Annotated in this window: 14 protein-coding genes; 10 read left to right on the top strand and 4 right to left on the bottom strand. The window is 30.0% G+C overall.

Features of this window, described 5'->3' with window-relative positions; translation table 11 throughout:
• Positions 1–45 precede the first annotated feature (45 nt).
• The 7 genes from hflX to B3630_RS10890 all read left to right on the top strand — a co-directional run bounded on the left by hflX (position 46) and on the right by B3630_RS10890 (position 6,138).
• Complete coding sequence (hflX, locus tag B3630_RS10920) at positions 46–1,833, top strand: GTPase HflX (protein ID WP_346898064.1); 1,788 nt, start codon at positions 46–48, stop codon at positions 1,831–1,833.
• Positions 1,834–1,904: 71 nt separating this feature from the next.
• Positions 1,905–2,609 carry a HEAT repeat domain-containing protein gene (locus B3630_RS10915; RefSeq protein WP_346898062.1) on the top strand — a complete coding sequence of 235 codons (705 nt, stop codon included), beginning with the start codon at positions 1,905–1,907 and terminating at the stop codon, positions 2,607–2,609.
• Complete coding sequence (locus B3630_RS10910) at positions 2,602–3,510, top strand: EamA family transporter (RefSeq protein ID WP_346898060.1); 909 nt, start codon at positions 2,602–2,604, stop codon at positions 3,508–3,510. Before B3630_RS10915 ends, B3630_RS10910 begins: the two co-directional genes overlap by 8 nt.
• Positions 3,511–3,583: 73 nt before the next feature.
• Positions 3,584–4,237: a YigZ family protein gene (locus B3630_RS10905; protein WP_346898058.1), complete on the top strand. Its 654-nt coding sequence runs from the start codon at positions 3,584–3,586 to the stop codon at positions 4,235–4,237.
• A gap of 95 nt (positions 4,238–4,332) precedes the next feature.
• The gene (locus tag B3630_RS10900) at positions 4,333–5,073 is read left to right on the top strand and encodes a YebC/PmpR family DNA-binding transcriptional regulator (protein WP_346898056.1); all 741 of its coding nucleotides are present in this window, start codon (positions 4,333–4,335) and stop codon (positions 5,071–5,073) included.
• Between the two features lie 382 nt (positions 5,074–5,455).
• Positions 5,456–5,605: a hypothetical protein gene (locus tag B3630_RS10895; protein ID WP_346898054.1), complete on the top strand. Its 150-nt coding sequence runs from the start codon at positions 5,456–5,458 to the stop codon at positions 5,603–5,605.
• Between the two features lie 284 nt (positions 5,606–5,889).
• Entirely contained in the window at positions 5,890–6,138 is a 249-nt protein-coding gene (locus B3630_RS10890; RefSeq protein ID WP_346898223.1) for a BhlA/UviB family holin-like peptide, read from the top strand.
• 237 nt (positions 6,139–6,375) lie between these two features.
• Here B3630_RS10890 and B3630_RS10885 read toward each other — a convergent pair whose 3' ends face one another.
• The 4 genes from B3630_RS10885 to B3630_RS10870 form a co-directional block, all read right to left on the bottom strand.
• A complete protein-coding gene (locus B3630_RS10885; protein ID WP_167402853.1) occupies positions 6,376–6,543 on the bottom strand; it encodes a hypothetical protein in 168 nt (55 codons plus the stop codon).
• A 408-nt stretch (positions 6,544–6,951) separates the two neighbouring features.
• Positions 6,952–9,444, bottom strand: a complete 2,493-nt coding sequence (locus B3630_RS10880; RefSeq protein ID WP_346898052.1) for a CoA-disulfide reductase — start codon at positions 9,442–9,444, stop codon at positions 6,952–6,954.
• A 158-nt stretch (positions 9,445–9,602) separates the two neighbouring features.
• The gene (locus B3630_RS10875; protein ID WP_150843918.1) at positions 9,603–9,896 is read right to left on the bottom strand and encodes a metalloregulator ArsR/SmtB family transcription factor; all 294 of its coding nucleotides are present in this window, start codon (positions 9,894–9,896) and stop codon (positions 9,603–9,605) included.
• Positions 9,897–10,091: 195 nt separating this feature from the next.
• The gene (locus B3630_RS10870; protein ID WP_346898050.1) at positions 10,092–11,483 is read right to left on the bottom strand and encodes a hypothetical protein; all 1,392 of its coding nucleotides are present in this window, start codon (positions 11,481–11,483) and stop codon (positions 10,092–10,094) included.
• 232 nt (positions 11,484–11,715) lie between these two features.
• Between B3630_RS10870 and B3630_RS10865 the strand changes: the two genes are divergently transcribed.
• The 3 genes from B3630_RS10865 (at position 11,716) to ruvA (ending at position 13,901) form a co-directional block, all read left to right on the top strand.
• Entirely contained in the window at positions 11,716–12,129 is a 414-nt protein-coding gene (locus B3630_RS10865) for a DUF3785 family protein (RefSeq protein ID WP_346898048.1), read from the top strand.
• A gap of 226 nt (positions 12,130–12,355) precedes the next feature.
• Positions 12,356–13,015, top strand: a complete 660-nt coding sequence (locus B3630_RS10860; RefSeq protein WP_346898046.1) for a hypothetical protein — start codon at positions 12,356–12,358, stop codon at positions 13,013–13,015.
• A gap of 292 nt (positions 13,016–13,307) precedes the next feature.
• A complete protein-coding gene (gene ruvA / locus B3630_RS10855; RefSeq protein WP_346898044.1) occupies positions 13,308–13,901 on the top strand; it encodes a Holliday junction branch migration protein RuvA in 594 nt (197 codons plus the stop codon).
• Positions 13,902–13,938 lie beyond the last annotated feature (37 nt).

Below are 13,938 nucleotides of genomic sequence, written 5' to 3'. Positions count from 1 at the left end.
AGAAAAATTATTAATAAAGAAAAAATAAAATTGGGAGATGATTATATGATAAATGGAAATACTGATGGAGTTAAAAACTTCATCTTGAAAAAGTTAGAAGCTATATATGATATGAGATTTCAAAAATCAGACATATTAACTGAAGAGTTAGCAGAACTTCTAAGAGAGGTTACCCTTGAAATTGAAAGAGAGGTTAGCGTTGCTATAGATAGAAAGGGTAGTGTTGTTAGTGTTGCCATCGGAGATAGCTCAACAGTCGAAGTTCCTATGATTGACACTAGAGAGGGAAGATTATCTCAAGTGAGAGTAATCCATACCCATCCCAATGGAAATCCTAAACTATCCGCATTAGATTTATCAGCGCTTCTAAAATTAAAACTAGATTGTATAGTTGCCGTTGGTGTATCAGAGGATAAACCTCTAATTTATAATATGGGTTTCTGTGATGTGAAGGATAACATGCTCATAGAAGAAGAGGTTGAAAATTTAACCATCAATAAAGTTTTAAGCTACAAATTTTTAGATAAGGTTAGATATATTGAAGATGTTTTTAAAGTAGATAATATAGTGGAAGATAATTCAGAAAGAGCAATATTAGTATCTATAGAAGATGAAGAAAGCCTAGCTGAGTTAAAGGAACTTACTAAAGCCTGTGATGTAGAGCCAGTTTTTGAAATACTTCAAAAACGTAATAAGATTGATTCAGCTTACTTCATAGGTAGTGGTAAGGTTGAAGAAATAGCATATTTAAGACAGTCACTAAGAGCGAATGTAGTAATATTTGATGAGGAATTATCAGGATCTCAAGTAAGAAATTTAGAGCAAGCCATAGGAACAAAGGTAATTGATAGAACTACTCTTATTTTAGAGATATTTGCAAGGAGAGCCAGAAGTAAGGAATCTAAAATTCAGGTAGAGTTATCCCAGTTAAAATACAGATTAAGCAGGCTTAGTGGATTAGGAACTATGCTTTCAAGAACAGGAGGAGGTATAGGGACAAAGGGACCGGGAGAGAAAAAACTAGAGACAGACAAAAGAAAGATTAGGGATACTATCTACGATTTAAATAAAGAGTTAGAAAAGATAAAAAGTATAAGAGCAACCCAAAGAGAAAGAAGAAGTAAGGATAATATTTCTAAGATATCATTAGTGGGATATACTAATGCAGGAAAATCTACCCTTAGAAATGCTCTTTGCGAATATTCACCAGTTAAGTCAGCTACGGTAAAAGAAAAAGTTTTTGAGGCTGATATGTTATTTGCAACCTTAGATATTACAACAAGGGCTATGGCTCTTCCAGATAATAGAGTTGCAACAGTAACAGACACTGTAGGCTTTATAAGAAAATTACCTCACGATTTAGTAGAAGCTTTTAAGTCAACTTTAGAGGAGGTAGTTTATTCAGACTTATTACTTCACGTAGTAGATACATCTAGTAATGCAGCAGAAAAACAAATAAAAGTAGTAGAGGAAGTACTTAAGGAATTAGGTGCAGGAGATAAGCCAACTTTATTAGTACTGAACAAAATTGATGACTCTAATGATAATATTTTAAATTCTCTAAAGGAAACATTTAGTAACTATTCTATTTTGGAAGTCTCAGCTAAACATAAAATCAATTTTGAGGAATTACTAAATAGATGTACAGAAATACTTCCTTATAAATTAAAAACCTTTAAGGTATTAATACCATATAGCGATTCTTCATCAGTTGCATATCTACATAGAAATGCTTTGGTAGAAAGTGAAGAGTATGGTGAAGAAGGTACTATTCTTGTAGTTCAAGGTGATGATGAGGTCTACAATAAAAGTTCTAAATATATTATAGAGTAGTAACTAGAGTATCATTATATTGTTAGTATAGAAATTAGAGCAATATTCGAAGGGGAGAGTAGGGAGAAAATTTGAGTACAGGATTAGTTAAATATGATTGGAATTTCATTGAAAATTATAGTAATGAAGAAATCAGCTATTTTCTAAGCTTAGAAGGAAAATCTATAGAAGCCATATGTAAAATTAGAAATCTAGATAGAGCCACAGTTCAAAAACATCTCATAAATTGCAAAATAAAATACAGGTTTTTAGTTAAAAGTGAATCGTCATCAGATCTTTTTAAATCCCTAATTTTAGCATCTAAGGAAGAGAGAATTTTGGTTTTAAATAGTTTAGATAGAGTTAATAAAGAAAAGTTAATTCATTTTTTAGTTAAAAACTATATGGAGCTAGGACTTAAGGATAAAGAAGCCGCCATATGGATAATGGGTGAACTTAGAAGTAATGTCACCGTAGACATACTTATAAAGGCAACGGTTAATAATCATGTAAATATTAGAAGAATGGCAATTTCAGCTCTTGGAAAAATAGGTGATTCAAGAGCTGAGAGAGCTCTTATTAGAGCTTTGGAGGATAAGAATCCTCAAGTAATAAGTTATGCAGTTAAGTCCTTGCAAAAGATAAGCAGTGGAGAAGCCAATGATAAAATAAGAGATTTATTCAATAGTACTGATAAAGAGTATATTAAAAAGGCTTGTGAGAGTTATATTAAACAAAGAGATAATGAAGAAATAAATTTTCAAAGTATAAGTGACGGAGATAAAAATAATGATTAATATTTTATTATCTATATTATGCAGTTCTTTAATAGCCATTGTATTTAAGTTTAGTGAGGGCAGAGAAAGTAATAGATATATGGTAACTAGCATAAATTATCTATCAGGAATGATGGCAAGTATAATAATGATGGGAAGTTTAAATATTTTCCACATAAATTGGTTTTCTATGTTTATGCAGGAATTCAATCAGGTACTAATAAGTGGACAACTTTTCTCTAAAGAAGGAACAGGAGCTTTAGCAATAATTCTAGGTATAATTACAGGTATTTTATATTTTTTAAGTTTTATTCTATATCAAAAATCTGTAGGAAAGAATGGAGTATCTGTGTCTGCAACTTTTATGAAGCTAGGAGTATTAATACCTACAATTTTATCTGTTATACTATTAGGAGAAACCATAGAATTATTACCTATATTAGGAATAATCTTGTCTATCATAGCTATAATAGTTATAAATCTAAATAACAAAGAAGAACAAAATGTTAAAGATACTGTGAAAGTAGATTTAATACTTCTTTTTATACTAGCTGGTGGAGGAGATTTTGTAACAAAACTATTTCAAAACTTTGGTATGGTACAATATAAAAATTTATATTTATTTTATACTTTCCTAACAGGATTTACTATAAGCTTAATTATATTAATTATTAAAAATAGAAAAGTAAAGTTAATAGATATGTGTTTTGGTGTCATGGTGGGTATTCCTAATGTACTAATGCCAAGCTTTTTAATAAAGGGATTAGAAGAAGTAAGAGCAGTTATAGCCTTTCCTATGGTAAGTGCAGGAACTATTTTAATCACAAACTTTTGTGGAGTTATATTCTTTAAAGAAAAGTTAGGGAAGAAAGAGATTATTGCTATAGTACTCACCATAATAGCTATAATACTTATGAGTTAATAGTCTTTTATAAATCTTCATTATGTTTTAGAGTATAGAAATCTATTTCAAATATTATAGAGGGGGTTTAAATATGAGTTATTTTACAGTGAAAGGGAGTGCTACTTCAGAATTTCAAGAAAAGAAATCTACATTTATAGGATACATAAAGAGAGTAAATACTGAAGAAGAAGCAAAGAGCTTTGTAAATGAAATAAAGAGTATGCATAAAGAAGCAACCCACAATGTTTATGCTTATATAGTGGGAGAAAATAAAGGCATACAAAGATACAGTGATGACGGTGAACCCCAGGGAACAGCAGGTATTCCAGTTTTAGAAGTCATAAAGAAAAATGATTTAACCGATGTAGTGGTGGTAGTTACTCGTTACTTTGGCGGTATTCTTTTAGGGGGAGGTGGACTAATAAGAGCTTACTCTAAAGGAGCCTCTTCAGCCATTGAAGAAGCAGGTATTGTAGAAAAAGTAAAGGGTTTAAAATTAAGATTTACTTTAGAATATGATTTACTAGGCAAAATACAATACCTATGTGGTACAAATAATTGGCACATTGAAGATACCATATATACAGATAAAGTGGAATTATCACTGTTCACAGAGGTAAAAAATAAGGAAACAATAATTGCAGCCTTTGTAGAGGCTACTAGTGGAAAAGTAACTATATGTGAAGAGGACGAAGAGTATTTATTTAAAGAAGGATACAGATATTATAGAGCTATTGAAGGATAGCTCTTGAAATTTGAAATTATTAGACATATTATGTTATAATAGGTACATTGATTTTAAAGTTAATAATTATATATATAGTACAGGAGGAAGTTAATATGTCAGGACATTCAAAGTGGCATAATATCCAAGCTAAAAAGGGTAAAGCAGATGCTAAGAGAGGTAAAATATTTACTAAAATAGGTAAGGAAATAGTTGTTGCAGCTAAAAATGGTGGCTCTAATCCAGAGACGAATGCGAAGCTTAGAGACGTTATAGCAAAAGCAAAAGCAGCTAATATGCCTAACGATACAATTACTAGAGCAATTAAAAAAGCAGCAGGCGAGTTAAGTGCAGTAAACTATGAAACTATAACATATGAAGGATACGGACCAGAAGGAATTGCAGTAATAGTTGAGTGCCTTACTGAGAATAAAAATAGAACTGCTGGAAATGTAAGATACGCATTCTCTAAACAGGGTGGAAATATGGGAACCATTGGATGTGTAGGATTTATGTTCCAAAGTAAAGGGGAAATCATCATAGAAAAAACTGACTCAGTAGATGAAGATGAGTTAATGATGATGGCTTTAGATGCAGGTGCTGAGGACTTTGTAGCTGAAGATGAAGTATTTGTAGTAACTACAACTCCGGAAGATTTTGGTACTGTAAGAGAAGCTTTAGAGTCTAATGGAATAGAATTCTTAGAAGCAGATGTTAAAATGATTCCAGACACATACACTGAAATTAATGAAGAAGTTGCGATTAAATTCCAAAAAATGTTAGATGTTTTAGAAGATGATGATGATGTACAAAATGTATACCATAATGCTGAATTCCCAGAGGGATGGGAAGATTAGTAGTGAATAACCGTTGATATTACTAACTTTGAAAGTTATTCATTAATTACTAATGGATAATATGATTATGACATACAATGATTATTTTTATGTATAAGGATATGTGTTTAAAATTGCAAGTTGCTTTCTATAAATAGGATAGTAAGTGACTTGCAACTATATAATTTAACTTTAATGTTGCATTATTAATAACAATATACTCTTAATGATACTCTTATTGAATTTCATGTTGCGTTTCATCCTTTTTAGGCTCTACTAGTTGTATTCTTATTGATTCTAGCATAAACTATAACAAACTATAATAAATGATAATTGAGCTAGTTGTCTTTTACATAAAATTAACTTCTTATTTAATTGAGTAATATTAAGGAGGATGTATAGAATGGGATTAATAGTGAATCTACTGATAAAAGTAAAACCTTATGATAGGAGTAGTATGGAATCATTGTTAATTAAATTTGACTCTATTACTAATATTTTATCAAGGAAGCTAAGATATGACTGTGCTAAAAATAAATTATTATACTGGTGAGTATCTTTAACTTATCGGAGAGGACATTAGTAAATTACATCAATAAATCTTTATGTAAGATTATTATAGTAAATAATTAAGTAGAATTTATATTTAATGAAGTTGAAATGCATAATGAATTTTCAGAATTGTCAGATAATTTGATTGTTAAAATAGAATACTCTTATATTAATTTGTAAGCTTTAGACATATAAATGATAAACAAGAAATGTGTTCTCTTAGTAAAACGTCATTACAGTCTTACTAATAAAAAAATATATCAAGTAAGGAGTGTGAAATAAATGATGGAGAATGAAATTCTAAAGGTGGCTTTATCGCAGGGTATTTGGGCTGTACTAAGTATATTTTTATTATTCTATATACTAAAAGCTCAAGAAAAAAGAGATGTGAAGCAAGAACAAAGAGAGAAAAATTATCAAGATGTAATATCACACCTTACCGATAAATTGAGGATAGTAGATGAAGTAAAAAAAGATGTAGAAGATCTAAAGAAAGAGGTAGGGGATCTAAAAAATTATATGAGAAAAAATTAGTAGATCAAAAATATAATTAGAACATTAATTCTTTCAAATTTAATTTATATAAAATCATAATACTCCCATATGAAAATCTCTGAAACTCGCATGGACAGAATAACTATTTAACTAGCAAAATAGGCATATATTTATATATTTTTAAATTTCCCTATATAACTATTTATATAGGGAAATTTTTTAATAATGCATCTAGTAAATTAGCAATTTCTACAGGGACTTCTTTGCTAATCTTTATTAATAAGTTATCTCGTCCTTCTCAGAATGGTCTTTGCTATTAGCATAGGAGCCTATTTTAACTCCATCTATTATTCCTACATCAGCTCCATCCTTTGGATACATTTTTCTAAGTTCAGCCTGACTTCTTTTTCTATCCTTCAGACGACTTTTATTATTATCAACCATAAAAATACCTCCTTAAATTATATAAAGGATTACTACACAATTATTTTGTCCATAAAGTAAGAAATTATTAAGGAAAGTAAAGGATTAGCTTCCTTAGAAAGAAACATTACCATTTTATTAATGGTATAGATTGAATGTTTGGACATATAATAATATTGACAATAAAATTATATAGGAGGCATTAAAAATGGATAAAAATAATAAAAAACATGAACATACTCCAAGTAATCCAAAGACTGGAAATGTAAAAGATCATATATCTTCGAAGGCAGGAATTAAATCTCCTAAGGAAAAAGAATAGTTTAATATGTTTGTTTATGCCATAGAGTGATTCAAATAAGTAAAGGACTATCTCTTTGTTGAGATAATCCTTTATTTAAATAGGAATATAAAAATTTAACTATAGAACTATATAAATAAGTTAAGTCCAGCATCTTCTGTGGAAGCTAAATACGTTGCAACTCCACCAACCTCAACTTCAGGAATTAATTCTTCATGTTTAATACCCATTAAATCCATGGACATAGCACAAGCAATAATTTTAACTCCCATTTTAAGAGCGTTATCAATTAAAGTATCTAGGTCATCTACATTATTTTTAGCCATAATGTTTTTAATCATAGCAGGCCCCATACCAGCCATATTCATTTTAGATAATGGAAGCTTTCCAGTGCTACTAGGAAGCATCATATCAAACATTTTTTCCATAGTATCCTTTTTAACAGAAGGCTTATCCTTTCTTTTTAAGATATTAAGTCCCCAGAAGGTAAAGAACATGGTAACTGGTTTTCCCATGGACGCTGCACCAGTAGCTATGATAAAGGAAGCTATGGCTTTATCAAGGTCACCACTGAAGACTACAAGGGTTGCACCATCCTTCTTAGAAATATCACAACTAACAGGTGATGAGCTACTTGTTAAATCTTGAGAGGTACCTTTTTTAATTAATGCTACAAAGGCTTTTTCTTTTTTATTAAATTCACCTTTTACAAGAGTATTTCCTGTTTTACTACACCAACTATTGATGTCCTTTTGGAAACCTGGATCAGAGGCTTTAACTTCTAAGATATCTCCATACTTCATTTTGCCTATTTCCTCAAAAACTCTTCTAATAGGACCTGGACATTGAAGTCCACAAGCATCAAGACGTACAGTAACTTTACTAGAATCTTCTATATTGGAAGAATCATCAGTTTTACAAGTACAGTCTTCAGTATTATTATTTAAGTTAGATTGAGTATCTTTAGCATTTAAAGAAGATTTAACGGTAGCATAAGTTTTATAACCACCATCTAAGTTCACACAATTAAATCCATATTGAGAAAGTATTCTACAGCCGATATATCCACGAAGACCTACTTGACAATAAACATAGATTGTTTTATCTTTTGGTATCTTATTTAAGTTATTTCTAAGGGTATTTAGAGGAATATTTAAAGCGGTTTTTATATGACCAACTTCAAACTCCATCTCTTCTCTTACATCTAGAATAAATTCATTATTAGCTATTAAATTATCAACTTCATCCCATTGAACTATAGAAACCAAATTATCCATTATATTAGTTCCTATATATCCAGCCATATTAACAGGGTCTTTTGCAGAAGAATATGGTGGAGCATAGCATAATTCAAGTTCTGGTAAGTCCATTATTTTTAAATTTCCTTTTATAGCAGTAGCTATAACATCAATACGCTTTTCTACTCCATCTAAACCTACACCCTGTGCTCCTAATATTTTTCCGTCCTTTGGATTAAATAAAACCTTAAGAGAGATAGGGAAGGCACCGGGATAGTAACCAGCATGGGAATTTGGATGTAAATGGATTGATTTATACTCTAAGTTAAGTCTTTTTAAAGTTTTTTCACTATTACCTGTAGTTGCAACAGTTAGTGAAAATACCTTTGCTACAGAAGAACCTAAAGTACCATTATATTCAGCTTTTTTACCACAGATATTATCAGCTACAACATGCCCTTGTCTATTAGCTGGCCATGCAAGTGGAATGGTAGTTGGATTACCATTTATATAATCAATTACTTCTACAGCATCACCAAGAGCGTAGATGTTTTCATCAGAAGTTTTCATTTCTTTATTTACAACAATTGCTTTTCTATTGTTAACTTCCAGACCAGCATCTATGGCGATTTTACTTTCAGGAGAAACTCCTATTGATAAAACAATCATGTCTGTTACAATTTCTTTACCGCTATTTAAAACTACTTTTTTACCACGGTTTTCAAAGGATTTAACTCCATCTTTAAGAATTAAATTAACTCCATTTTGAAGTAGATGTTCGTGAACTATTGCTGCCATTTCGTAATCTAGAGGAGCCATTACTTGATCTGCCATCTCTACAAGAGTTACAGAAATTCCTCTTTCATTAAGGTTTTCAGCCATTTCAAGACCTATAAAGCCACCGCCAACAATTACAGCTTCCTTTGGAGAGTTACTATCAACAAAGGCTTTAATCTTATCTGTATCTGGTATATTTCTAAGAGTAAATAAATTGGTTGCTTCTTTAAGTCCAGGAATAGGTGGAGTTATTGGACTAGCACCCGGTGATAAAACTAATACATCATAATTTTCTTCATAAACTTGAGAAGAACTATGATTTTTTACAGTAACTTTTTTAGCATCCTTATCAATTTTAGTAACTTCACTAAAGTTTCTTATGTCAATGTTAAATCTAGAACTCATACCTTCTACTGTTTGCACTAGAAGATTATCTCTTTCCTTTATAGTTTCACCTATATAATAAGGAAGTCCGCAATTGGCAAAAGATATATATTCCCCTTTTTCAAACATAATTATTTCTAAAGATTCATCTAGTCTTTTTAAACGTGCAGCAGTAGAAGCGCCACCAGCAACTCCACCAACGATAATAACTTTTTTACTCATAATAAAATCTCCTTTCAATATTAAACAATACAAATAGTATAAACAATATAACCTTTACAATACTCAGAAATAGTTAAATCTTAATATTTATATATCATAATAATACGATATAAAATATTTATAAAAAAGAAGTCTAAAGAATTTTGACTTCTTAATAGTTAAAATAATACTTCTATTAACTTTTTTATATTTTCGTCACTAACACTATATATAATTTCAAGACCGTTACGTTGCCAGTCTATAATGCCAAAAGCTTTTAGCTTTCCAATGTGTTGCGATATAGTTGATTGAGGCATATCTAAGCAATTTTGCATATTGGTAACATTGCTTCCACCAGTTTCAATGAGACCTTTAACAATGCATAGCCTTACGGGGTGGGCTAATGCCTTTAAAATATTTGCTTTTTCTTCAAAAAGTTTTGGGTTAGTTAAAAATGTGTCATTCTCAGTCATGTTTTATATACCTCCATATCACTATATTCATATAATACGATATAGTTCCAAATGTGTCAATGAAAATTAAAAAATTATATATTTTAAAAGAATAATTCATTTTAATTTTAGATATTGTGTTGTAATATAAAAAGTTAAACTCAACTAAACTTCGGTGAGAATAAACCTCTCTATGAAGTTTAGTTGAATTAAATATTATAAGAAGAATAGAGCTGCTATGGTAGTAATAATTAAACCTAAAACTACTGGTTTAAAGTTGCGCTTTGCAAGTTCAAAAGGTGATACCTTGCATATAGCAGAAACGGGGATAATGGCCCAAGGTATTAATGTGCCTCCACCTACCCAAATAGCACCTAATTGTCCAAGAGCGGTTAAAATAGCCACATTTCCACCAGTGGCTGTTCCAAATAGATTTGCAGTGGAACCAGCTAGAGCTATACCGGAAAATCCAGAACCATCTAGTCCAGTGATTGCACCTACAGTAGTTACACCAAAAGCACTTAAAAAATTGTTTAGTGGAACTGCATTAGAAAGGGCATATCCCAAGTCATTTACTATACCTAATGAGCCCATAGGTAAATAGTTACCTATAATAGCTGTAAATCCATCACCACCTACATAGAAAAAGGCAGCAATTGGAACTACTATTCCAAAAACTTTAAAGCCAAATTGTAGGCCTTCTACCAGATGTCTAGTGATTTTATCAAGAGAAGCTTTTTTATAAGCTTTTACAGATACCAATATGAGTATAATTAAGGTTGTACCACCGATTAGTGCTGTAGCATCTCCACCTTTTAAGTTTAAAGAAACCATTAAAAATACATCAGTAGCAAAGAGAAGAGGAATTAATATTGCAAAAAAGGATTTCCATCCTTTGCTTAAAAGAGATTCATCTGTAGACTCGAACTCTTCTGAATATTCAGTGTAGGTGAGATTTTCAAGGGTTCCATTTTTCATATCTTTCTTTAACATGATAAAGGCTGTAACAGTAGTGACAATTCCCATAATAATTATAAGAGGAATACTAGCTTTAACTACTGCAGATACAGGAATACCAGCAGCATCAGCAGTTAACTTTGGAGCAGCTTGAATTACAAAGTCTGTAGACAATGCAATACCATGACCGAAAAGATTCATAGCCATGGCAGCACCTATGGCAGGGAGGCCAGATTTGATAGCCACAGGAACTAATACAGCTCCAACTAATGCAACGGCTGGAGATGGCCAAAAGAAATAAGAAATAATCATCATTATTATACCTATACCCCAAAAGGCTATAAAATCATTTTTCATAAACTTACTAAAGGGTTCTATCATAACTTTACTTATGCCAGTATAGGATAATCCTTTACTTAATCCAGCAATTATAGATATTATAAGTATTGTTGGCAGTAATTCCGTAATTGAGTAGATAAAACTATTAAAAATGCTAATTAGAGATGCAGGAATAGATTTAGTGCTAATTAATGCAATTAATACTACTCCAACAATGCAAATAAGGGAACAGTCTAACTTTTTTATCATTGCTACTAAAATTAATATAATAAAAATTAAATATACATAGTGTATTGGGGTTAATTCAATCATTTGTAGCCTCCTAGTAACTTATCCTAATTTAATAATAGAATATGCTGATAGGATAAATTAGTGTTAAAAAAGAAAGATGCAAATTTAAAAAAATCAGATTTTCATTAATGAGTTCTATGGACTAAAATATAACAGGTTTTATATTATGAATAAAACTGTTTAAATAGTTTCAAATAATATATAATAACAGTATGATATTTTGGAATAAATTGAAGAATTGAGGAGAAATAATATGAATAATTTTAAATTTAAACATAAGGATGAAGAATTTATTTTATCAAAAGATAACCTTTCTTATATTGAAGCGGAGGAAATACAAGATTTCACCATAGAAAAAGTATTAGAAATTTTAGAAGAAGGTAAAGAAAAAGTAGAATTTGACTATGAATATTATGCTGATAACTGTGAAGAATGTGGAAACAGTGAAGCTATAGATAAAAAATATTATAGATTTTTAGAGTATCATTTTTATATTTTTACTAAAGAAGGAAAATATATAATTAGTAATATAAGTAATGAATTTGGAACTACTACTTATTCCCAATTAGAGAGAATGAAAAAAATTGATGAAAGTTATATTGTATCCATTATTATCTGTGAAAGTTGTAAAAATTTTGCCATAGAAGTTGAACAGTGTGATATGTAAGTAAACAAATGTGATATATAATTAAATAATTGTGACATGAATTTAAATATCTGTGACATGAATTTAAATATCTGTGACATGAATTTAAATATCTGTGTATATTTTTAGGTTAATTCCATATACTCTTTAATGGAAGAAGAGTGGAGATATATAGTTTATAAATTTTTGTAAGCAATAGTGTATAAACATATCAAAGCTGGATACAATTCCTAGTAGGAGGGATTGTATGATTGAAAGATATAAAAAAAATAAAGGATTATATATTTTTATAGCCTCTGTAGGTATAATAGTTTTTTTACTTAGCTATACTGTAAGTATAGCCTTCTTAAGAAGTTCAAAAGATGGAGGAGCTGGAATTTTAAGTGAAGCAACTCAAGCAAGCTTTTTAAATATGAATGATGTATTAATTTCAGATAAAAGTAATATAGAGTTCATGTTAAACTATAAAAACTCTTTAGGTAAGGTCAAGATTAATGATAAATTAGATAAAACTATAAATGTAGAAAAAGATAATTTGATTGGTCTTAATCAGGAGCAGGCTGAAAAGATATTTTCTAGTTTTGGATACAAGGTAGAAAAATTCACAAAAGAAGATATCATATTTGTAAAGGACATAGAAGGATATTCCTATAAAGAAGGTTCTTATTTTATAGGAATAAAGGATGAAAATATTGTTATTTATAATAAGGATTCTGATAGAACAATAAAAGTAGTAGAAGAGAAGATATTGAATCCTAAAGATGATAGTGGACAGTCGTATTTAAAAATTAACGACATAGAGAACAGGGGTAATCTTTTGAGGACATTCTACGAAGGACATAAAGATTATCAGTTTTCCAATATACAAGAGGCTATGGAATATGCTCAGGCTCTTTGTAGCACATAGTATCAGAAAAGGAGTGTTTCGAAAGGAATTTTGAAGCACTCCTTTTCTATGAGAAATTGTAGGAATAATATAAATTCAGTTTAAAATAAGTTTAAAATAGTTTTTATTGAATTGTTATATTGTAGATGGTAAAGTATAATATAGTTACAATTGTAAGGTAATATAATTAATTAATGAAGTTTAATATCAATACATATAGGTATATAATAGATATAGGTTTAAATTTGCAGATGATGACTACAAAATAATAAAGAATTAACAAATGGTTAAATAAAAAGATAGGTGACAAAGCATGTATGAATATATAAAAGGAATTTTTAAGTCTATAAAAAAGGAATATATAGTTATAGAATGTGGTAATATTGGATATAAAATTTTTACATCAGGTAGTACAATTTCTAATATGCCAGCTATAGATCAACAAATAAAGATTTATACTCATCAAATTGTAAGAGAAGATTTTATTGGACTTTATGGTTTTTTAACTAAAGATGAAATATCCATGTTTAATCTTCTTATTTCCATTAGTGGTGTAGGACCTAAGGCAGCACTATCACTCATGTCTATTGCCAATGTTTCTACATTAAAGTATGCTATAATTACCGATGATGATAAATTAATAACTAAGGCACCAGGCATTGGTAAGAAAACTGCTCAAAGGATAATATTAGAGCTTAAGGATAAGGTAACCGTAGGGGATGCCATGCCTAAGGGAACTACTATTAGTGATATTGACATAGATAATAAAAAACTATCAGAAGCAGTGGGGGCACTTATAGCCCTTGGATACTCGGATAAAGAGGCAGAAAAAGCAATAGAAAAAGCTAATAGAAGTAAGAGTGTTGAAGATATTATAAAGGAATGTTTGAAGATTTTAATGGGATAAAAACCTTATTAAGGGTTTTATAGTTAAGGAGGGGGAT

The organism is Clostridium sp. UBA7503 (assembly GCF_002477055.1).
In the GTDB taxonomy this organism is placed as follows: Bacteria; Bacillota; Clostridia; order Clostridiales; family Clostridiaceae; genus Clostridium_J; species Clostridium_J sulfidigenes.
The sequence above is the reverse complement of the archived record's forward strand: the minus strand, read 5'-3'. Positions and strand labels throughout refer to the sequence as shown.